This window comes from Mesorhizobium sp. NZP2298 (assembly GCF_013170825.1).
Classification (GTDB): domain Bacteria; phylum Pseudomonadota; class Alphaproteobacteria; order Rhizobiales; family Rhizobiaceae; genus Mesorhizobium.
Window position 1 is genome coordinate 2788794 of the sequence record NZ_CP033365.1, and the last position, 21609, is coordinate 2810402.

At 63.2% G+C, this 21609-nt stretch carries 21 protein-coding genes; 10 read left to right on the top strand and 11 right to left on the bottom strand.

The window, feature by feature from the left end; translation table 11 throughout:
* Positions 1-362: 362 nt before the first annotated feature.
* From EB231_RS13485 to EB231_RS13520, 8 genes are all read left to right on the top strand, one after another.
* Complete coding sequence (locus tag EB231_RS13485) at positions 363-1124, top strand: DeoR/GlpR family DNA-binding transcription regulator (protein ID WP_172349233.1); 762 nt, start codon at positions 363-365, stop codon at positions 1122-1124.
* Positions 1125-1156: 32 nt separating this feature from the next.
* Positions 1157-1954, top strand: a complete 798-nt coding sequence (locus EB231_RS13490) for a class I fructose-bisphosphate aldolase (protein WP_172349234.1) — start codon at positions 1157-1159, stop codon at positions 1952-1954.
* Positions 1955-2067: 113 nt separating this feature from the next.
* Complete coding sequence (locus EB231_RS13495) at positions 2068-3030, top strand: LysR family transcriptional regulator (protein ID WP_140774296.1); 963 nt, start codon at positions 2068-2070, stop codon at positions 3028-3030.
* Positions 3031-3150: 120 nt separating this feature from the next.
* Positions 3151-4317, top strand: coding sequence for a CaiB/BaiF CoA transferase family protein (locus EB231_RS13500; RefSeq protein ID WP_172349235.1), 1167 nt, complete (start codon positions 3151-3153; stop codon positions 4315-4317).
* Complete coding sequence (locus EB231_RS13505) at positions 4314-5648, top strand: MmgE/PrpD family protein (RefSeq protein ID WP_172349236.1); 1335 nt, start codon at positions 4314-4316, stop codon at positions 5646-5648. Before EB231_RS13500 ends, EB231_RS13505 begins: the two co-directional genes overlap by 4 nt.
* On the top strand, positions 5648-6805 hold the full coding sequence (locus EB231_RS13510; RefSeq protein ID WP_172349237.1) for an acyl-CoA dehydrogenase family protein: 1158 nt from the start codon (positions 5648-5650) through the stop codon (positions 6803-6805). Before EB231_RS13505 ends, EB231_RS13510 begins: the two co-directional genes overlap by 1 nt.
* A 92-nt stretch (positions 6806-6897) precedes the next feature.
* Complete coding sequence (locus EB231_RS13515; protein WP_445299318.1) at positions 6898-7680, top strand: FAS1-like dehydratase domain-containing protein; 783 nt, start codon at positions 6898-6900, stop codon at positions 7678-7680.
* Complete coding sequence (locus EB231_RS13520) at positions 7677-8507, top strand: HpcH/HpaI aldolase/citrate lyase family protein (protein ID WP_172349239.1); 831 nt, start codon at positions 7677-7679, stop codon at positions 8505-8507. Before EB231_RS13515 ends, EB231_RS13520 begins: the two co-directional genes overlap by 4 nt.
* A 243-nt stretch (positions 8508-8750) precedes the next feature.
* On the opposite strand, the gene EB231_RS13525 is transcribed toward EB231_RS13520, so the two are convergent.
* Genes EB231_RS13525 through EB231_RS13565 form a run of 9 tightly spaced genes read right to left on the bottom strand, consistent with a single transcriptional unit; the run spans position 8751 to position 17175 of the window.
* Positions 8751-9764 carry a zinc-binding dehydrogenase gene (locus EB231_RS13525; RefSeq protein WP_172349240.1) on the bottom strand — a complete coding sequence of 338 codons (1014 nt, stop codon included), beginning with the start codon at positions 9762-9764 and terminating at the stop codon, positions 8751-8753.
* A gap of 56 nt (positions 9765-9820) precedes the next feature.
* Complete coding sequence (locus tag EB231_RS13530) at positions 9821-11389, bottom strand: class I adenylate-forming enzyme family protein (protein WP_172349241.1); 1569 nt, start codon at positions 11387-11389, stop codon at positions 9821-9823.
* A gap of 39 nt (positions 11390-11428) precedes the next feature.
* Positions 11429-12055 carry a VOC family protein gene (locus EB231_RS13535; protein WP_172349242.1) on the bottom strand — a complete coding sequence of 209 codons (627 nt, stop codon included), beginning with the start codon at positions 12053-12055 and terminating at the stop codon, positions 11429-11431.
* Positions 12056-12069: 14 nt separating this feature from the next.
* Positions 12070-12492, bottom strand: a complete 423-nt coding sequence (locus EB231_RS13540; protein ID WP_172349243.1) for a PaaI family thioesterase — start codon at positions 12490-12492, stop codon at positions 12070-12072.
* Positions 12485-13210 carry an ABC transporter ATP-binding protein gene (locus EB231_RS13545; protein WP_172349244.1) on the bottom strand — a complete coding sequence of 242 codons (726 nt, stop codon included), beginning with the start codon at positions 13208-13210 and terminating at the stop codon, positions 12485-12487. The genes EB231_RS13540 and EB231_RS13545 overlap by 8 nt, the downstream gene beginning before the upstream one ends.
* Positions 13207-13995, bottom strand: coding sequence for an ABC transporter ATP-binding protein (locus EB231_RS13550; protein ID WP_172349245.1), 789 nt, complete (start codon positions 13993-13995; stop codon positions 13207-13209). The genes EB231_RS13545 and EB231_RS13550 overlap by 4 nt, the downstream gene beginning before the upstream one ends.
* Positions 13992-14918, bottom strand: coding sequence for a branched-chain amino acid ABC transporter permease (locus EB231_RS13555; protein ID WP_172349246.1), 927 nt, complete (start codon positions 14916-14918; stop codon positions 13992-13994). Before EB231_RS13555 ends, EB231_RS13550 begins: the two co-directional genes overlap by 4 nt.
* Complete coding sequence (locus EB231_RS13560) at positions 14915-15928, bottom strand: branched-chain amino acid ABC transporter permease (RefSeq protein WP_172349247.1); 1014 nt, start codon at positions 15926-15928, stop codon at positions 14915-14917. The genes EB231_RS13555 and EB231_RS13560 overlap by 4 nt, the downstream gene beginning before the upstream one ends.
* Before the next feature lie 5 nt (positions 15929-15933).
* Positions 15934-17175 (bottom strand): ABC transporter substrate-binding protein, encoded by a 1242-nt coding sequence (locus tag EB231_RS13565; protein ID WP_172349248.1) that lies wholly within the window; start codon positions 17173-17175, stop codon positions 15934-15936.
* A gap of 154 nt (positions 17176-17329) precedes the next feature.
* On the opposite strand from EB231_RS13565, the gene EB231_RS13570 reads away from it, so the two are divergent.
* Positions 17330-18358: a TetR/AcrR family transcriptional regulator gene (locus EB231_RS13570; protein WP_172349249.1), complete on the top strand. Its 1029-nt coding sequence runs from the start codon at positions 17330-17332 to the stop codon at positions 18356-18358.
* 40 nt (positions 18359-18398) lie between these two features.
* Here EB231_RS13570 and EB231_RS13575 read toward each other — a convergent pair whose 3' ends face one another.
* On the bottom strand, positions 18399-19052 hold the full coding sequence (locus EB231_RS13575) for a MarR family winged helix-turn-helix transcriptional regulator (protein WP_172349250.1): 654 nt from the start codon (positions 19050-19052) through the stop codon (positions 18399-18401).
* 118 nt (positions 19053-19170) lie between these two features.
* Here EB231_RS13575 and EB231_RS13580 point away from each other — a divergent pair, with 118 nt between their 5' ends.
* Positions 19171-20697, top strand: a complete 1527-nt coding sequence (locus EB231_RS13580) for an MDR family MFS transporter (protein WP_172349251.1) — start codon at positions 19171-19173, stop codon at positions 20695-20697.
* Between the two features lie 171 nt (positions 20698-20868).
* Here the strand turns inward: EB231_RS13580 and EB231_RS13585 are convergent, their stop codons facing one another.
* Positions 20869-21468 (bottom strand): hypothetical protein, encoded by a 600-nt coding sequence (locus tag EB231_RS13585; protein WP_172349252.1) that lies wholly within the window; start codon positions 21466-21468, stop codon positions 20869-20871.
* Positions 21469-21609: the final 141 nt, after the last annotated feature.

The following is a 21609-nucleotide window of genomic DNA, read 5'->3' on the forward strand; positions in this document are numbered from 1 at the left end:
GGTCGGACCCGACCCTCTCCTACCCCTATCCGAAGCCTATGCACGGGCGTTATAAATATCAATAGAAAAGTTACAAACAGTGTTTTTTGATGTTAAATATGGTTGCGCGGTTTGCACGAAACATTTGCTAACACGCCCATTCCGGGGTCGTGTTGCACTGCAAAAGAGCCACTTAAATCCATGATTTTGAGATGCTTCGTGCCGAGACCATGGAATCCGGATGTTTTCTCGCGGCGCAGTGCAGCATCGAAATTTTGATATCTTAACATTTTTCTCTGGCGCGGTTTGCCAATGATGTTAAAACAGGCAAGGGGCAAATCGCCGGAGGGACAAGCAGCTTGGAATCCGAAGAGGCGCAACATTTGTCGAAGGCGGACCATCGCCGTTCGGAAATCATCCGCATTCTGATGGAAAGCGGAACGGCGCAGATCAAGGACCTGGCCGTCCTGCTCGACGTATCGCTGATGACCATCCACCGCGATCTCAACGATCTGCATGACCAGGGGCTGGTGCGGCGTATTCGTGGCGCCGTCTCGGTGGAGAAGTCGATGCTGTTCGAGAGCAGCTACCTCTACCGGGCGCGCCAGCACGTGGAGGAGAAGCGCCGGCTGGCGCGTGCCGCGGCCGCCCATATCGAACCCGGCAACGCCATCGTCTGGGACGACAGTTCGACCACCTTCCATGTCTGCGATTTCATCGAGCAGGTGACGCCGATAACCGTCATCACCAATGCACTACCCGTGATGGAGCGGCTACGCGACAAACAGGACGTCGAACTGATCGGACTGGGCGGCAAATACCACCGGGTCTACAACGGCTTTTTCGGCATAGCCTGCGAAAGGGCGATCCGCTCCTACCACGTCGATGTGGCGTTGATGTCGACGACCACCATCCAGGGCATGTCCCTCTATACCCAGGACGAACAGGTCGTGCGCTCCAAGCAGGCCATGATGGAGATCGCGCGCAAGAAAATTCTTCTTGTCGACGAGAGCAAATTCCACTTCTCGGCCCTCAATTACGTGGCCGAACTCACGGCATTCGACGTGGTCCTGGTTTCGCAATCGGTGGACCGCGACATCGTGCAGAACATGAAGGAAGCGGGCGTCAGGCTGGAACTTGTCTGACCGGCCGCATCCCACCCAAAGGAACGAAAGAAATGTCCGAAATCGGTAAGGCACGCCGGCTTGCCCGGTTGCTCAACAAGAATTCGGGACGAATGCTCTGTGTTCCGCTCGACCACGGCATGCAGGTCGGACCGATCGCCGGTATCGCGGATCCCGCGCCTTTGATCGACATGGTGGCGGAGGCAGGGGTCGACGCGGTCATCGTCAATCCCGGCATGCTCTTGCGCCATGGCCGCCGCCTGGCAGGCGGGCCCGCCGTGATCCTGCGCCTCGACCAGACGACCATGTGGCGCCACGGGACGCCGACAGGGTATCCGGACACGCACAGTCGTCTCGTCGCGACGGTGGAGGAAGCCGTGCAAATGGGCGCCGAAGCGGTGATCACCTACCTGTTCACCTGCAACAACCGCCCGGAAGAGGAAACGAAATCGTTCGAAACCGCCGGCATCGTCGCTTCCGAATGCCGGAAATGGGGTGTCGTGCACGTTATCGAGGCGATGGCGGCAAAGGGCGGCTTCGCGCGCGCTGACGACCCGGCCGTGGTGGCGATGAACTGCCGCATGGCAGGCGAACTCGGCGCCGACATGATCAAGACCGACTGGTGCGAACCAGAGCGCTTCGCCGACATTGCCAGGCAATCGCTGGCGCCCATCGCCGTCGCGGGCGGTCCGGCCTTGGCCACCCTGGCGGGTACGCTGCAGTTCGCAAAGGACACGATCAGCGCCGGCGCGACCGGCCTGATGTTCGGACGCAACGTGTTCCAGCAGGCGGATGTCGCGGCAACTCTGGCGAGATTGGCGGACGTGGTTCATGATCGCTCGGAATTCTAGGGCGATCCTTGCGCGATGCCGTCGGGGCCGGGGTAGACGGAGGGCCGGTTTTCGCCGTTGCCTCAATAACAAAATGTTATACGGTGGCCCTGCATCAAGCGTAGGGAGCTGGTTTGGACCTTCGTCAGCTTAGATATTTTTCCCAGGTCGTGGAGAGCGGCTCGTTCTCCAAGGCCGCGACGCAGCTGCACGTGGCGCAGCCGGCGTTGAGTCAGCATGTCCGGCACATGGAGGAGGAGCTTGGCCTCTCTCTTCTGCATCGCGGGCCGCATGGGGTCAGCGCGACGGAAGCCGGCGCGCGGCTCATGGTGCACGCCAAGCGCATTCTTGCCGAATTCGCCGAAATCACCGACAGCGTCAGGGGCGCCGCCATCGCCCCCCGTGGCGAGGTGCGCTTCGGATTGCCGGGTACAGTCAGCGAGCTGCTCGCGGCGCCGCTGATCGAGGCCGCCCGCGAGCGCTTCCCCGAGGTTCGCATCCGCGTCGTGGAGGCGATGAGCGGCTACATCCTGGAATGGCTGAAACGTGGGGAAGTCGACCTTGCGATGATCTATGCGACGTCGGATCCCCGGGGACTCGCGGTACATCATGGGCTGTCCGAGGAGATCTGTCTCTTTGCCAGCCCGTCGATGCCCGGGTCGGACGCCTTTCGGGGCTCCTCCGTGGAGCTTCGCGACGTCGCCGGATTGCCGCTTGTCGTACCGGGCCCCGGGCACGGCCTGCGGGAACTGATCGATGCCGTGGCGACATCGGTCAAGGCTGTCATCAACCCGGCGATCGAAATCGACTCCTACACCCAGATCAAGAGATTGGTGACGCGCGGAATCGGTTACGGGATCTTGCCGAGGATGGCGATCAACGCGGAGGCCCAGGCCGGACTGTGCCGGGCGTGGAGTTTCAAGAACCCTCCGATTACCCGGAAAGTGTATCTGGCTTACTCGACGGAACGCCCCTTGCAAACCGCTCCCCGTGCCGTCGGGCAGTTATCGTGGGAAATCCTTCGCCAACTGGTCAAGGACCAGATCTGGAGCGCCGAGCTGTCGGACGAAAATCAGCGCCCCGACCTCTTTGGCTAGCGTGTTGCGGGCGGGCGGACGACTGTACCGTTTCGCTATACCTCCCATTACAAAACGCTATTTGACGCAGTGGCCCCTTCCGGTGCGATGGTGTCGGAAAAGCAGGACAGGGAGCATGCCATGCCCGGCGCGCTGGAGGGAACGACCGTCATTTCGCTGGAGCAAGCCGTGGCCGCGCCCCTGGCGACGTCGCGGTTGGCCGACGCGGGCGCACGTGTCATCAAGCTCGAACGTCCCGAGGGTGACTTCGCGCGAGGGTATGACGACTACGTTGACGGCCTCTCCAGCTATTTCATCTGGAACAACCGCGGCAAGCAATCCTGCACCGTCGATCTGAAGCGGCCTGATGATCTCGCACTGGTCGAGTCCATGCTTGCCTCAGCCGATGTGTTCGTGCAGAACCTTGCGCCTGCCGCGACCGACAGGCTGGGCATCGGCAGCGCCGATCTCAGGAAGCGGTTTCCCAGGTTGATCGTGTGTGACATTGGCGGCTATGCGCCGGGAACACCCGACCATGATCGCAAAGCCTACGATCTGCTGATCCAGGCTGAAGCGGGCTTGGCAGGAGTGACGGGATCCGCTTCGTCGGGCCCGACCCGCGTCGGCATATCGATATCCGACATCGCCACCGGGCAGGGGGCCTACGCCGCTATCCTCGAAGCGCTGATCGTGCGCGCTCGAACGGGGGAAGGGGCTCACCTGCAGGTTTCGCTATTCGACACGCTCGCCGAATACATGAACGTGCCCTATCTGGCGCGGCGCTACGGCGGCAAGGAGCCGCGACGGCTCGGCCTCGCCCACCCCTCGATCGCGCCCTATGGGCTGTTCAGGGTGAGCGATGGCGAAATCCTGATCGCCGTCCAGAATGAGCGCGAATGGGCCGTGTTCTGTGACAGTGTCCTGCGCCAGCCATCGATCGCAACGGACCCAAGGTTCGAACGCAACGTCCTGCGCATCAAGAACCGCGAGACGCTGGACGCATGCGTACAGGCGCTTCTGGCGACCTATACCATGGCTACGTTATGCGAACTGCTGGACCAGGTGCGCATCGCATATGGGCGTGTCTCAACCATGGCGGATCTGGCGGTGCACCGCAGCGCGACCAAAGTCCCGGTCGAGACATCGGTGGGGCCGGTCGAGCTTTTTGCCCCGCCTGTCACGGTCAACGGCAGGCGGCCGGTGCTTGGCAGGGTGCCGACGCTTGGCGAGCACGACCTGGCCTTGCGGCAGGAGTTCGGCACTGCCGGCAGGGTGGATGCCAAACGGATAGGAAATACAGCGCCATGAGCTTGACCCGTAACCTGACCCGCCTGATCCGCGAAAAGCCGGTAACCGCACGCGACCTCGAATGGGCGTCGCTGTTCGTCCTTGATACGCTTGCCTGCGCCCTTGGCGCGCTGCCGACCGAGCCGGCCCGCATGCTCAGGACGGTCGCGCCGCCGACGCAAGCGGACACCGCCCGCAAGGCGTTTTATCTGGGCGGTCTGTCCCATATCCTGGAGATGGACGATCTGCACCGGGATTCGGTGACCCATCCGGGCAGTGTCGTCATTCCCGCGGCCTGGGCGGTGGCTCATGACCTCGATCTTGGTGGCGAAGCTTTTCTCAGGGCAGTTCTCGCGGGGTATGAAGCCTGTTGCCGAATAGGCATGTCCGTCGGCAAGAAGCATTACCGGGTCTGGCACAATACCTCGACCTGCGGTCCGTTCGGCGCCGCTTTTGCCGCGGCTGAACTCATTGGCCTCGACGACACCAAGACCGTGTGGGCGCTTGGCAATGCGGGCACGCAGTCGTCAGGGCTCTGGGAATTCCTCGCCGAAGGGGCCATGAGCAAGCATCTCCATACCGCCAGAGCCGCGGAATCAGGCCTTCTCGCGGCATTCCTGGCCAAGGAGGGATTCACCGGCGCGGAGAATATTCTCGAAGGTGAAAAGGGGTTTTACGCCGGCCTCTGTCCGGACCCGATCCCGGAGGCCGTGACAAGCGGACCCGAGCGCCCGTGGCAGCTGATCAACACCTCGATCAAGCCCTGGCCTTGCTGCCGGCATACCCATCCCGCGATCGACGGCGCAATCGCCTTGCATCACGAGATCGCCGGCGAGGCCATCGCACAGGTTCACGTCGGAACGTATCGTGCCGCCCTCGACGTGTGCGACCGCCCGACCCCGGAAGATCCATACAGCGCCAAATTCTCGCTGCAGCATACGGTCGCGATAGCCTTGGCGGACGGCCGCGTCGACCAGGCCAGCTTCGATGTCGATGCACGGCAACGGATGGTCGGCGAACGCAGCAAGGTCAAGGTCGAACTCGCGCCCGGGATTGAAGCGGCCTATCCCAGGTCATGGGGAGCCGAGATCGTGGTGGAGACCGCTTCCGGGAGGCGCCTTTCGGCCACGCGCCACGATGCCAAGGGCGATCCCGACAATCCGGTGACGACCGCCGAACTGTCTCGGAAAGCCCGCGCGCAACTTGTCGAAGGCGGCTGTTCGGAAGGCCGTGCCGACGACCTGATCAGGGCGATCCTTGGCCTGCCCGATAACCGTCCCGTGCGCTCGCTGGGATTGTTTGAAATAGCTGGCGATGCGCGTGCCGCGGTCCGTGCCGCACGGAGTGCTTGATGTTCAAGGACTTTGACAATGAAGACATCCGCGACGCCGTGCGTCGGCTCTGCGAGCAATTTCCGGGCGAATACTGGCGCAAGCTCGACGCGGACCGCGCCTACCCGGTGGATTTCGTCAACGCGCTGACGGAGGCTGGTTATCTCGCGACCTTGATCCCCGAGGAATATGGCGGGTCCGGCTTGACGCTGTCGGCCGCGGCCGCCGTGCTCGAGGAGATCCAGCGAGCCGGGTGCAACGGTGCCGCATGCCATGCGCAGATGTACGTCATGGGGACAGTCCTGCGGCATGGCAATGCGTCTCAAAAGGAGCGGTATCTTCCGAAGATCGCCTCCGGCGAATTGAGACTGCAGGCGTTCGGCGTCACCGAGCCGACCAGCGGCACGGACACGACTTCGATCCGGACCTTCGCCCGCAAGGAGGGCGATCATTACGTCGTCAACGGCCAGAAGATCTGGACAAGCCGAGCGGAATATTCCGACCTCATGCTCCTGCTCGCGCGGACCACTCCAAAGGACCAGGTGGCCAAACGGACCGACGGCCTGTCAGTGTTCATCCTGGACATGCGGGCGGCGCTTCAAGAGGGGCTGTCGATCCGGCCGATCCGGACGATGATGAACCACTCCACGACCGAGGTCTTTTTCGACAATGTCAAAGTCCCCGCCGAGAACCTGGTCGGAGAAGAGGGCAAGGGCTTCCGCTACATCCTGTCCGGGATGAATGCCGAGCGGATCCTGATCGCCGCCGAGTGCGTTGGCGACGCCAAGTGGCTGATCAACAAGGCTTCCACTTACGCCAGTGACCGCAACGTCTTTGGCCGGGCCATCGGTGCCAACCAGGGCATCCAGTTTCCCATCGCCAAGGCCTATGCCAACATGCGCGCGGCCGAACTCATGGTCCGCGAGGCGACGCGGCTCTATGAAGCGGGCCTCGACTGTGGTGCCGAGGCCAACATGGCCAAGATGCTCGCCGCGGATGCTTCGAATGAAGCCGCCAACGCATGTGTCCAGACCCATGGCGGTTTCGGTTTCGCCGAAGAGTACGATGTCGAGCGCAAGTTCCGCGAAACCCGGCTTTACCAGGTCGCGCCGATCTCGACGAACCTTATCCTGTCCTACCTTTCCGAGCATGTGCTCGGAATGCCACGTTCCTATTGACGGGCGGTCAGGTGGACGCGACCGAACAGAAACCATTCGCGGAATGGATTGGCCGTCAGAGCGAGAGCTTCGATGTCGTTTCGGAACGTCTCGTGCGGAGTTTCAGGGCAATTTTTGAACCCAATCTCGCACCTTCGGCGGCACGCCAGGCGCCGCTTGGCATCCACTGGTGCCTGTCGCCGGCGATAGCCGGCATGGACCAGCTGGGTGCCGATGGCCATCCGGCCAAGAACCTGTCGCTGCCGCCTGTCCCGCTGCCGCGCCGCATGTGGGCGGGAGGTGAGCTCCGGGTGCTCGATGCTTTCCGAGTCGGCGATGAAGTTCGCCGAGTCTCCACCATCCGCGACATTGTCCGCAAGCAAGGCCGGTCTGGTGAGCTGTGGTTTGTCGCTGTCGGCCATGACTATCACTCAGATCGTGGCCTGGTGCTGAGCGAACGGCAGGATATCGTTTACCGGGAAGCGGCCACGCCGGGGGACGGTGCTCGTCCCAACAATACACCCGCGGCGCCGGCGATACTCCAGCCCGCTGGAAAGGTATGGTCGGTCGTTCCGTCGCCCACGCTGCTCTTTCGCTACTCGGCCATCACTTTCAATGGCCACCGCATCCACTATGACCTGCCTTACGCGACCAAGGCGGAGGGATATGAAGGGCTGGTGGTCCACGGCCCCCTCCAGGCGACGCTGCTCCTGAATCTCGCGGCGTCCCGACGCGCGGATTTACCCTTGACGTTTCGCTACCGTGGCCTTGCCCCTGCAATCGCGGACCGTGAACTGACCTTCAGGGCCGGCATGGATGGGCAGCGGTTCTGGGCGCAAGGCGGGAATGGCGCCGTGCACATGGAAGCTGATATCGACCAGGGACCGGCCCGATGATCGCGCCCATATCAAGTACGCCTGTCGCGCCCTTGTTTGTGCCGGCCGACCGCCCCGAGCGTTTTGAAAAGGCAGACCGGTCTGGAGCCGACGCGGTCATTGTCGATCTCGAGGACGCTGTTGCACCCGCCGCCAAGGATGGTGCCCGCTCGAACCTTTACCATGCCCTGAGATTGCAGAACCCCACCTTCGTCCGGGTGAACAGCGAAGACAGCGGCTGGTACGATGCCGACCTTGCCGCCGTCAGGGCATTCGGGCTTCGACGCATCTGCCTGCCAAAGGCGGAGTCCGTGGCAACGCTCGACGCGATCATCGAGACCCTCGGTGAGGACGTCGAGATCATGGCGTTGATCGAGACCGCCAGGGGCCTGGAGGCGGCGGCCGCCCTGGCCGCCCACCCGCATGTCGCAAGATTGGCGTTTGGCCCCGCGGACTTCGCCCTGGACCTGGGTGCGGCAGCTTCCGATGCGATCAAAGCGCATGCCTTGATGCGGCTGGCTGTCGCAAGCAGGGCCGCCGGGAAGGCCCTGCCGTTGGACGGCCCGTCCTTCGAAGTCGCGGATACCACCAAACTGGCCTCCGAATGCCGGCAAGCCTTGAATCATGGGGCCGGCGGGAAGCTTTGCATACACCCCGCCCAAACGTCGGATGTCATCGCGGCCTTTCGGCCAAGCGCCGAGCAACTGGGCTGGGCGCAGCGTGTCGTCGACGCGGCCCAGGATGGCGCGGCGCGCCTTATCGACGGCAAAATGATCGACGCTCCCATTATCGCCCAGGCCCGGGCGATTCTCCTGCGGGGCCGTTCGCAATCCGGCAAAGGTGTCTGAACACGGCCGTATTCGCGACACTTCCCGGCAAGATCAAAGACAAGGATCCACGGCCCGATGCGCTGCCGCTGGCCCAGGCGTCTCATTCGACATCGAGTGAGACCGCCGGCCCGGCGATTTCGCCATAATCGCACGACGTTGCGATGCGGCCTTCAAGGAAATGTTGGGCGCGGTCGCCCGCCCAACATCGATCCGATCACCGTTGGGATCGCAAAGGATCGGTTTTCCGGCCAGGTGTTGCTGTCAGGGTTCTATGACCACCTTGCCGTAGACCTGCCGGTCGTCCAGCAGTCGCATGGCCTCGCCGGCCTCCTCGAGGGAAAACCGCCGTGGGTGGAGCGCCGGCTTCAGCTTGCCGCCTTTGACGAGGTCGAGCAGCGCCAGCACGTCGTCGCGCGACCAGCCGTTCGAGCCGACAATGTTCAGTTCGAAGGTCCAGATCAGGCGCAGATCCTCGTGTGGATCGTAGCCGGCCGTGGCACCGCATGTCAGCAGCCGGCCATCCCGGCGCATGACGCGAAGCGACGGCACCCAGGTGTCGCCGCCGGTGAAGTTGACGACGACATCGATGCCGCCTTCGTCGCGTCCGAAGACCCGCGCCCGGCCGAACTGTCGCCGGCATTCCGCCACCCAGTCTCCCTGCGCGTAATTGATGCCGACATCGGCACCCAACGCCTTCAGGCGATCGAGCTTTTCGTCACTCGACGCGCAAGCGATCACCGTCGCGCCGGCCTGTTTGGCAAGCTGCACGCAACACGTGCCGACGCCGCCGGACGCACCGAGGATCAGCACCTTCTCGCCCGGCTTGATCTTGCCCCGCGTCATCATCATGCGATAGGCGGTGCCATAGGCCACGGGCAGTGCGGCGGCGTCCGCGAAGCTCACGTCGTCGGCCAGCGGAATGATCATGTGGGCGGGAACCCGGACCAGTTCGGCGAGCCCGCCGTCGAAGGTCTCGCCGAGCAATCCGCCCTTGACGCGGTCGATCGGGTCGACAAGCACGCGCTGCCCCGCGCTCAGGCCCTGGACATTCTCGCCCACGGCCGCGATCTCGCCCGCGACATCGATGCCGAGGATGAGCGGCATGTTTATCTTGATGCCCGGCATGCCCTTGCGGGTGAAGACGTCATGATAGTTGAGCGTGCAGGCGCGCACCCTGACCACCACGTCGTCCGTGCCGGGTATCGGATCGCTGTAGGACGGCTCATGGACCATCCGGTCGAGACCACCATGTTCATAGGTTACGACGGCACGCATGCTGATCTCCCTTGTATCGCTTCTTGTCTTGTCTCGAGTGGCGACGAGCCAGCTGACTAGCCCAGTGTTCCAAAGCGCTCGATCATCATCCGCTGCACGACCTTGCGGTCGATCTTGCCCGGCCCATTGAGCGGCAGCTCTTCGGTGAAGACGATCTTGCGCGGATGGGCATAGGCAGGGCCGACCGATAGGCAGAACTGCTTGAGTTCCTCCTCGGTGATATCGCGGCCCTTGGCCTTGACCACCATCGCCACGGGCACTTCGCCCTTGATGCGGTGCGGGACCGGCACCACCGAGGCTTCGGCGACGGCGGGATTGCGCAGCAGCATGTTCTCGATCTCGAGCGGATAGACATTCTCGCCGCCTGAATTGAACATGTCGTCGGTGCGGCCGCGGAAATAGAAGAAGCCGTCGTCGTCCTTGGAAAAGACATCGCCGGTGCTGAGCCAACCGTCCTTCAGCCTTTGCCTGTTGACCTCCGGCAGCTTCCAGTAGCCAGGCGTCACGCCCGGATTGCGTACCAGCAATTCACCGTAGGACGGGTCTTCATTGCCGGCCGCGTCAACGAGCTTCACTTCGCCCTCGGGCCAGATCACGCCGCAGCTGCCATGTGGGACGGCGCGTCCATCCGTCGGCGTGCCGATCATCACCGGTCCGCCTTCGGTCAAGCCGTAGCTCTCCGAGGCAGCGACACCGAAGGCCGCTTCGACGGCGTCGAGCAGCTCCTTGGGCGTGGGCGCCGAGCCGATCTTCAGGCCCTTCAGCGCCGAGAAATCGAGCGTCTCGATCAGGTCGCGCTCCTGGAGGAGCAGCGTGAACACCGCCGGAACCGCGCCGGCATGGGTGCAGCGGTAATCCGCCAGGGTCTGGAGGAAGCGGCGCGGCTCGAAATTCGGCAACAGCACCACCGAGGCGCCCCAGCTCAACATCGGCTTGATGGCGCCGGCCATGGCGTTCTTGTGGTAGAGCGGAACCGCCGCCAGCGCCCGGTGCTCGGGCAGACCCGGCCAGTATTTCTGCAGGCAGCGAAGCCACCACACTTGTCCGGCATGGGTGAGCACGACGCCCTTGGGCCGGCCGGTCGAACCCGACGTGTAGGGCTGGAAGGAGGGATGGTCATCCGACAGCCGGGCTGGATCGAACCGCGGCTCGGTTGCCGACAGCGCCGCCTCGTAGTCCAGCCAGCCGGGTCGCGACGTCTCGAAGGCGATTTTCACCTCGCATCCGATCAGCTCCGCAAGCGGGGCGACGTGCGGATTCGCCGCTTCCTCGACGAGGGCGCCGACGCATTCGGCATCCCGCATTATGTACTCCAGCGTGTCGGCGCCGAGCTTGGTGTTGAGAGGAACCGGAACGATGCCGGCGCGCATCGCGCCGAAGAAGGTTTCGACAAACTCGAAGCGATTGCTGACCGACAAAGCCAGCCGGTCGCCGGGCTTCAGGCCGCTGTCGACCAGAAGACGGGCCGCCCTGTCGAGCCGGTTCTCAAGTTCGCGATAAAGCACCTCGCGTGGCTGGTCGCGCGACAGGTCGATGATGGCGACGTTGTCGGGGTAAAGGCCGGCGGCATCGTGGTTCCAGTAGCCAAGATTGTTCCAGCGCGGATTGTCTGGCGTGATCGGCATGGCAGGCTCGCTTTCGAAAAATCGTATGGTCTGGCGCGGTCAGGAGGCCGTGAGAACGACCTCACCCCGGGGTGATTGCAGGACGGCGAGGAACCCCGGTTGGGCAGCGAGCCGTACAGGCACGTCGATGCCCATTTCGCGATAGACCCGCGACAGCGCTTCGGCTTGCGGATGCAGCACGGTGAACTCGCGCAGTGTACAGCCGACGGGCGTGCTCGCGGCGGGATGCGGCGATGCCTTCCAGTCGATGGCAAAGGGGATCATCTCGCCGAACGTGGTATCCTCGATGTAGAGACAGGCCCAGTCGAGCCGCACCCCGTCCGGCCGCGTCCTGCCCATTTCGATCGGGCCCCTGGTGCGGATGCCCGCTCGGCTTGCCGCCGCCGCATAGGCGTCGAGGTTCCTGGTGCGCACGGCAAAGGTGGCAAGCCCGGGGTGGGCGAGGGCGGCGATGCTGCCGCCGCGATTGCCTTCGAGCGATTGCGCCGGATCGGGCGAAATGATTTCCAGATAGGTGGCGCCAAGCGAAAGCAGGCTGTTGCGCGTGCCGAAGCCGGGATGCGAGCCGCCCCGGGCCGGATCGACGCCGGTGAGCTTGCCGATAAGTGCCGACCCGGCATCGAGATCGGGCGCCGCCCACAGAATATGATCGAGTTCGACGCTCATGTCGGTCCTTCCTGTCAGTCCTTGCGCAACAGCGTCAGGTAGACGCCGCGCCCGCTGGCAACGAGCCTGTCCTGTTCATCGAACACCTTGGCTTCGGCGGTCGCCAGCGTCCCGCCCAATTTGATGATGGTCGCACGGGCCACGAGGGCGCCGGGCAATGCGGCGCGATGATAGTCCACCCGCATATCGACGGTCGGCACGCCTCGGCCGATCTTCGCGGCGACCGCATAGTCGCCGGCAAGATCGATCAGCGCCGCCAGGATGCCGCCATGTGTGTAGCGCACCACCGGATCCGACACGAACTCCTCGCGCCACGGCAGCAGGATTTCCACGCCGTCCGCGGACATCGACTTGAGGGTCACCCCGAGCCATCGATGAAACGGGGCGTCGCGAACCATGCCATCCAACGCCTCGAAATCCACTGCGGCGTCAGCCATGAAATCCTCCCAGATAAAGATCGGCGACCTTCGGATCGCGGGCCAGGGCCGGCCCTTCGCCCTCATAGGCATTGCGGCCGAGGTCCAGCACATATCCGCGATGCGACATGGCCAGCGCCCGGGTGGCGTTCTGCTCGACCATCAGGATCGTGACGCCGGACTTGTTGATCGCAGACACCTGTTGGAACATCACGTCGACGAACCGCGGCGCAAGACCGGCTGTCGGCTCATCGAGCAGCAGCACCTTCGGCTCCGGCATCAGCGCCCGCGCCATGGCCAGCATCTGCCGCTCGCCGCCCGAAAGGCTTCCGGCCATCTGCCGCCGCCGCTCGCGCAGCCTCGGAAAAAGCTCGTACATGAGTTCCAGCCGCTGTTTCAGCTGGAGGTCGCGACGTGGCTTCAGGCCGATCTCGAGGTTCTCCTCGACAGGCATCGTCTCGAACACGTTCTCGCGCTGCGGGACATACCCCAAACCCTGGCGGACGATCGTGCTCGGCGGCAGGCCGGCTATATCCTTGTCATCGAGCGCAATCGTTCCGCTCTTTGGCGCCACCAGGCCGACAAGCGCCTTGAGCAGCGTCGATTTGCCGGCGCCGTTGGGGCCGACGACGGTGACGATCTCGTGCTGCCGCACCGTGATGCTGACGCCGTTCAGAATATCAAGCTGAGGCACGTAGCCGGCAATGAGAGAGGCGATGGTGAGCACATTGGGCTTCATGCCGCCGCCTCCGGGGACGGACTGCCGAGATAGGCTTCGACGACACCGGGATCGGCGCGCACCTGCGCCGGCGTGCCGGCCGAGATGACACGGCCCTGAGCCATCACGACGACGCGGTCGGCGCGGCTCATCACAATGTCCATGTCGTGTTCGACGAACAGGAAAGTGGTGCCGCGTTGTTCCCGCAGCGCGGCGATGTGGTCGAGAATGGCGCGGCCAAGCGTCGGATTGACTCCAGCCATGGGCTCGTCGAGCAGCACCATGGAGGGCTCGGTCATGAGCGCCCGTGCGATTTCCAGAAGCTTGCGCTGGCCTCCCGAGAGCGCGCCGGCATAGTCCTGTGCCTTGTCGCGCAGACCAAATGTCTCGAGCAAGCCCGCGGCCCGTGCGTGCGCGGCGGCCTCGGCGGCCCTGGCGCGTCCTGGCCCGACAAGCAGCGAGATGAGGTGTTCGCCGGGCTGGCGCGGCGCGGCGAGCAGCATGTTGTCGATGACCGACATGCCGGCGAGGACCCGCGTCAACTGGAAGGTACGCACCATGCCGAGTTGCGCGATCCTGTGGGGCGCCATGCCGCCGATCGATCGTCCGGCGAAGCGGATGGCGCCGGAGTCCAGCTTGGCAAAGCCGCTCAGCAGATCGAACATCGTCGTCTTGCCGGCGCCATTGGGGCCGATCAGCGCCGTGATCGAGCCGCGCTCGACACTGAAACTCGCGCCATCGACGGCGCGAAGGCCGTCGAAATCCTTGACCGCGTCGGCCACCTCCAGGATGGTTTCGGTGCTCATGGCCGCACCTTCATCTCGTTGACATTGCCGAGCAGGCCCTGCGGCCGCAGCCGGCTGATCAGGAGCAGAAACAGGCCCACGATGACGAAGCGCAACGAGGCCTGCTGGCCGGCCGACAGCGATGTCTCGATCAGCCTGGTGCCTTCCAGGAGTATCCAGAACAGCACGCTGCCGAGCGCCACGCCGCCATAGCTGGCGAAGCCGCCCAGCACCAGCAGCGCATAACCGAAGAAGGTGAATGTCGGATCGAAGACGGTCGGGTAGAGATAGGTGACGTTGAGCGCGACGAAGAAGCCGGCGACCGCCGCCAGCGCCGCCGCCAGGGCGAGCGATTGGAGCTTGTAGGCGAACACGTCCTTGCCAAGCGCGGCGGTGGCATCCTCGTCCTCGCGAATGCCGCGCAGCACACGGCCCCACGGGGTTGCCTGCAAGGCCCTGAGCATCAGAAGAAGCGCGATGAAGACCAGCCACACCACGATGAACAGCGGCAGTTGCGTGTAGCTGCCGAGCCCGATCACGGCGAGCCATGGGAGCATCCAGTCCGACACGGCGCGCCATTCGGCGTCGAAGCCGAGAACACCCTGGTTGCCGCCTGAGAAGGCCGCGTTCTGCAAGGTGTATCTGACGATCTCGGCGAAGGCGATGGTGGCAATGGCGAAGTGGTCCGAACGCAGGCGCAGCGACGCGATACCGACGAACAGGCCTGCCAGAACGGCCAGCACAATGCCCGCCGGCAGCGCCAGCCAAAGCGACCAGCCGCGGTCGACGACCAGGATGCCAACCGTATAGGCGCCAATCGCCATGAAGCCGGCCTGGCCGAAGTTCAACAGGCCGGTGAAGCCCGCATTGAGCTGCAGGCCGAGCGTGAATATGCCGTATATGCCTGCAAGGACGCCGACATTGATCCAGAAATCGATGCTCATGAGCGGCGCTTTGCCCGACCGAATATGCCTTGCGGCATGAACATCAACATCAGGATGAGCAGTGCGAAGCCCACCGCGGGTTTCCATCGCGCGTTGAACAGCAGGGTCGACCATTCCTGCGAGAGACCGATCACCAGCCCGCCGACAAGGGCGCCGTAAGGGTTGCCGACGCCGCCCAGGACGGTGGCGGCGAACAGGCTGAGCAGCAGCGTTATGCCGAAGTTCGGATTGAAACTGCCGATGGCGGTCGCATAAAGAATGCCCGACAGCGCCGCGAGGAAGCCGGCGGCGATCCAGGTGACGTTGATGATGTGCTGCGTGTCGATGCCGGACACCTCCGCCAGGGCGCGATTGTCGGCGAAGGCCCGCATCTCCTTGCCGATACTGGTGAAGCGCAGCGCCAGTCCGACGATTATCATCGCCGTGAGGCCGACGACCAAGGCCAGAGCCTGCAACGTGCCGAGCCGAAGCGGCCCGATGGCGATCGAGGAGACGACATTGGCGCCAAGTGTCCTGACCTGGCTGCCGGCGAAAAATTGCACGGAAAAGCGCAGCACCAGGCCAAGCCCGATGGCCGACAGGAAAAGCTGCAGGCTGCCGGCTTTCGCCTGGCGCAGCGGTTGCCAGATGATCTTCTCGGTGAGGAGCGCCAGCGCCGCCGTCGCTATCATCGCCGCCAGCATGGCCAGCGGCAAAGGCAGACCGAGCCAGGCGAACAGGATCGTGAAATAGGCGCCGGTGACCAGCAGGTCGCCATGTGCGAAGTTGACCAGCTTGAGCACGCCGAGCACGAGCGTCAGGCCGATCGCCCCAAGGCCGGTGTAGCTCCCTGCGACGAAACCGTTGATCGTGGCCTGCAATGCCGGCACCGGCCCGAAGGCGACAGCCAGCGCGCACAACAAAACGACCAGCACGGCCAGCAGCAGGGCTGGCCGTGGCAGAGCCGAAAGAGGGGATGAAAGGGCGGAAGCCTTGGCTTGCGCCCTTTCGGTTTGGGCAGTGGTAATCACGAACGCTACTTCACATCCACCTGTTCGATCTTGACCTGCTTGCCGCCCTGATACTGGAAGACGTCGTACAGGCTGGACGATGGATCACCATTGTCCTTGAAGCGGAAAGCGCCGGAAACGCCGACATAGTCGATCGGCTTGCCGGCGGCGGCGGTCTTCACCGCATCGGCCAGGGTTTCGATGGTGAACTGCGGCGCACCGTCCTTGGTCACCGAGCGAATCTTGTCGCGAATGGCGCCGGGCTCGGTCGAGCCGGCCTCAACCGCTGACAGGAAGCAAAGGATGGCAGCGTCGAAGCTGTTGGCGGTATAGGACGCATTGGCGACGCCGCCGGCTTCGTCCCAAAGTTTGTTGAATGCCTTGAACGCGTCGGTTCCGGTTGGTGATCCGCCGGCCACGCCATAGGCGCCTTCCAGCGCTTCAGGCGGGATATTGTCGGGAACCTTGGCAAAGGACAGCGCGTCGGCAACGAAGACCTTCTTCGCGTCGAACTTCCCGGTTCGCACCAGCGCGGCGCCGAGCTTCGCATAGGTTTCCGGATAGTCGATCACGACATAGGCGTCCGGATTGCCAGCCACGGCCTGACCGGCCTCGGAATCGAAGCTTTCCTGCTGCGGGTCGAAGGAAATCGTGGTCGATATGGTGCCGCCCTCAGCCTGCCAATCCTGCGTGAAGCTCTTTGACAGCGCATCGCCATAGGGTTCGTTGCGGAAGATGATCGCGACGGCCTTGCCCTTGCCGACATGATTTTCGATCGCCTTGACCAGCGCCTTCGACTGCAGATCATCGGCCGGAACGGGGCGGTAGATCGTGCCGTCGTCCTTGACCGTGCGCAACCGCGTGCTCGACGCAAGCGGCCATAGCGTGATCTTGCGCTGCATGGTGATGCCGTTGAGCACGGAGATGGATTCCGGTGTTGTCGATGGGCCCATGATGCAAGAAGCGCCCTTGTCGACCAGCGTACGCGTCGCCGACAGCGCGGCCTGAGGATCGCCCTGCGAATCCGCGGAGACGATGCTGACGGTGATCGCCGCGCCGGCGTCCTTGGCCGCCTGGTTGGCGACCTTGGCCGACAGGTTGATCGCCTTCTCGGCCGGCGGCCCGAGTTCCGAAAGGGGACCCGTCGATTCGAGCAACGCTCCGATCTTCAGATCAAGCGGTTCTGCATAGGCCCCCGGTGCCGAAGCCAGGATCGCGAGCGCTGAAACTGCCGCCCAAGCCGCGAGCCGTCCGATTTTGCACGACATTTCCATCTCCATGACGTTTGAAAACAAGCGATTGACAGGCACTACTGATCGTTCAGTAATGAAGCGTATCGGAGGCTTTTGAGTCAAGCGATTGGAATTCCCTTTTTTTGCAATATGAAGGACGTTTGTTGCGCGGCGGCGGCGAGGGAGGAACATGGGAAAGCTCGAAACGTCTTCGGCATGGTCGTCAGCGGTGACGATCACCTCCGCCGCGCCGGACAGTGTGGTCGGGCGCCTGACGGTCCCAGGCGGGCGTTCGGCAGGCTCGCCGCTGGGTCTGCTGACGGATTTCGCGGGCCAGCTCGCGTCCGCCGGTGCCGCCTCGGCACTTGGCCCGACGCGCAAGGCGCAAGAGATCGAATGCCGGACAAGTTTGTTTTCCCGCCATGTCGAAGGCCGGTTGAAAGGCGAGGCGACCTTGCTCTTCAGCGATGGCTCGACAATGAACTGGCAGATCCTGGTCCATGACGAGGAAGGCAAGGCGGTTTGCGCCGTCAGCATGACCCATCTGGTCGTGCAGGCCGAGCCGAAGGCCATCGGCGAGCCGGCCGAACCCCTGTCGAATTCAGGCGCGCCGGTGTCCGATGACGCTTCGTCGGACGAAACGATGAGCCCGGCCGACAAAAGACGCGCCCAGATTGCCGCTGCCGCCGCCGCCGTCATTGCCCGCAAGGGCTTTGGCAATGCCACCATGCGCGAAATCGCGGACACGGCTGGCATGCATGTGCCGACGATGTACCAATATGTCGCCAGCAAGGATGAAATGCTCGAGCTGGTCTATATCTGGACCATGGCGCGGGTGCGCACCGACGTAGACCTGGCCACCGTCAATTGCAGCACGGCCACCGAAAAGCTTCGCGCCACCATCACGGCGATCATAGACAAGGGCGATCGCTTCGGCAGGGATGTCGGCGTGCTCAACCGCGAACTCAAATCCCTGTCGCCGGCCGCCAGGATTCGCGTTCTGGCAGAATATCGCAAGCTGCTGCTGCAGATCGCGCAACTCGTCAGCGAAGGAATAGCGGCGGGAGAGTTCCGTGCTGTCGAGCCCGAGATCGCCGCCAATTTTGTCGATGCGGTTTGCGATATCTGGGCATTGCGACCCTTCGCGGTCAGACAGTTCGGCCAGGCCGCATTTCACGACGAGGTCGCCGAACTCATTTTGCGTGGGTTGAGGAACTGATTTTTCGGGGGATCTCGTCTCGATGATCCTGGGCCCGGCGCTATTTCGCCTCGGGCGGTTCCAGCACCGGTTCGGTCTCGTCCATCATCTGCTTGACGGCATCCGCCGACCTGCGCATCCCCGCTTCGTCGATGGCCCAACCGGCGAAGCGTTCCAGCAGGGTGGCGAACGTCACCAGTTCCTGCTCGTCCCATTGCGCGAGTGCTCCGGCGAAGATCCGCAATTTGGTCTGGCGCACCGCCGTCACCAGGCGCTCGCTCTTGGCGGTGAGTTTCAGGCAAATGCGCCGGGCATCGAGTTGCGATGCGACGCGGAAGGCGTAACCGCGTTCGACGAGATCGGCCGAGATGCGGCTGGCGCGGGAGGGATCGATCCCCATGCGTTCGGCGATGATGCCGACCGTCACCTCGTCCTGCGGCGTGTCGCCGACGATCGCGCTGAGCGCTATGATCGCATCGAGATGGCTCACTTCCAGCGAGGGATCGATGCGCTCCAGGATCAAGCGACCGAATTCCCGGCGCTGCACCGAGCGGCGCACCTTGTTCATCACCGCATCGATGGCGGCGACAGCCTCGGCCGCCGCTTCCGACAGGCCACTGCCGCGCGCCAGATCCGCCAGATCCTGATCGCCATGCGTCTGGCACGGTGTGGAAAATCGGTCGGGCTCGCCCGGCCCGGTATCGTTGCTGCTCATATCACAGCGCGCTAACAAAAATACATGTCGGTGTCAATTATATGCTGTTAGCACATATCTGATATTGACATATATATGCCGTTAGCACATAAACCGCGCCCAGCCTGCGGAGATACCGATGACTCTCGACTCGACCCTTCCGGATGCGGCGCCCGTAGAGGACGCCAGGCCCGACATTGCGACGCTGATCGTCTATTTCGGTGCGTTGGTCGCCATGTTCATGGCCACCATCGACATGCAGATCGTGGTCACCGCCTTGCCCACCATCGCCGGAGAACTGGGCAATTTGCATCTGTTCGGCTGGGTCGGCGCCGCCTACCTGCTGTCGACGGCCGCGGTCGCGCCCTTCTACGGCAAGCTCGGCGATATGTATGGCCGCAAGAACGTCGTGTTGACGGCGATCACCTTGTTCCTGCTGGGCTCGCTGGTCTGCGGCACGGCATGGTCGATGGAGAGCCTGATCGCCGCGCGCGTCCTGCAGGGTCTCGGCGGCGGCGGCCTGATGGTCTCGGCCTTCGCCATGATCGGCGAATTGTTCGGGCCGCGCGACCGCGCCAAGTATCAAGGCTACAGTTCGGCGGTGTTCGCCCTGTCCTCGGTCCTTGGTCCGTTGGCCGGCGGCTATATCACCAGCCTGTTCGGCTGGCGCTGGGTGTTCCTGGTCAATCTGCCGATCGGCATCGTCGTGCTGGCGGTGCTGGCATTCGCCATGCGCAGCCGGTTCAACGAGAAGAGGCACCGCATCGACTATCTGGGCGGCTTGCTGCTGGCCGTCGGCACCACGGCAATCGTCTACTGGGGCTACCATGTCTTGGACCCGGCCGGGCCGGATCTGCTTACCTTCGTGCTGCCGGCCCTCGCCTTGGCGGCAATCGCCTCGTTCATCATGGTCGAGCGGCGGGCCGAGGAGCCGATCGTGCCCTTGCGGCTGTTCGGCATCTCGACGGTGCGTATCGTCTCGGGCGTGTCGGTGGTCGCCGGATCGGTGACGCTCGGCATGTTCTTCTATTTCGCGCTCTACATGCAGACGCTGACCGGACTGAGCCCGGCCGAAGTCGGCTTCCTGTTCCTGCCGGCTTCCCTGACCTCGATGGTCATCTCGATCGTGGCCGGGCGGGTGATTGCCGCGACCGGCCGCTACAAATGGATGCCGGTGGTGGCGATGGGTATTGGCGGGCTGCTGATGATAGGTTTTGTCTTCATCACGTCGCATACGCCCATCTGGGTGCTGGCGGTGATGATGGGTCTGTTCGGCATCAGCATGGGCCTGCAGTTCCAGGTGCTGATCGTGGCGATCCAGGCCGCGGCGCCGCTGCAGGATATCGGCGCGGTGACGTCGCTGATCACCCAGGCGCGAACGATCGGGGCATCATTGGGACTGGCGCTGAACGGCGCGGTGATGACATGGGCCCTCAACCGACAGACTTCGGAGCTTCCGGCCGATGCCGCCGCGCTGCTGCCGGACGGCCTGACCGGGCTGAACCCGCATCTGGCCTCGAGCCTGCCGGCCGCGATCCGCGATGTGGTGCTCGGCCACTACTCGAGTGGCTTCAACGTGATGTTCCTCTGGGTGGCGGCGCTCTACTTCGTCGCCATGGCCCTGACGCTCCTGCTCGAGGATGTCCAGATCCCGAAGCGGGGCTGAGCCCGAGTATCGGCAAGTCGGCTTGAACCTGCCGAGGTGAACCTGGCAGCAGGTGGTTGGCTATGGCTGGCGGACCACTTTGCTGCCCGACGTTCTCGGCGCGCCGTGGCTATCGATCGGTTCGATCAGAGTTGCGCGCGTCTGTTTTCGATTGCACAAAGTGTCAAACATTCACCAAGGGCAAGCGACCTTAAGTTCTCGCATCGCCTCGTCGTAGTTATTCATTCTATATTTTGACTTGCGAGACCAGCTTCCATCGTTGGCTTCATACCGTATTGAGAGAGAGTGCAGACTTGCTAGAGAGTCTAGAAACCGCCCAGCTTCCGCGGTCTTCCAAATGCCAGGCAGCATCCGCTCTACGGCCCAGATCTCCTTGCGCTCCGAACCTTCATCCCGACGGACAAAAATATCGTGGAACTCGCCGCTGACACCAACGTCCGACACCAGTGCGACTGTCAGGTTACCCGCCTTGCAGCCCACTGAAATCAGAGAAGAAGTTGGCGAAGTAGCTTTCTCCGGCTCATCAAGCCAAGGAACGAGAAACGCGGAAACTTCAGGCGCCCCCATCGCGTCCTTGGTTTTCGTAATGAACCACGCGCTGCGCGAGCTACGGTCCACTTGCGATTGTTTGGCGTCAGCCAGGCGTGTAGCAAACAGAGCAGCCAACGCCGCACCGAACGCCAACGCCAACGCTAAAGATCGCTTCGGGCTGTTGTGCAGAATCGCCGCGTCATTTGACGAACTGCCCCCGGCGAAATATCGGCCGCGCATAGAACCCCACCGCTTATGGTTGCTGACGCCAACAGTATTGTTTCGAAACAGTTAATATTCTATTGCTTACACTTCTATATGATAACAGGATCTATAACTCAGATCAACTTGTTCTGCAAGAATGATTTCCTTGATATAAAT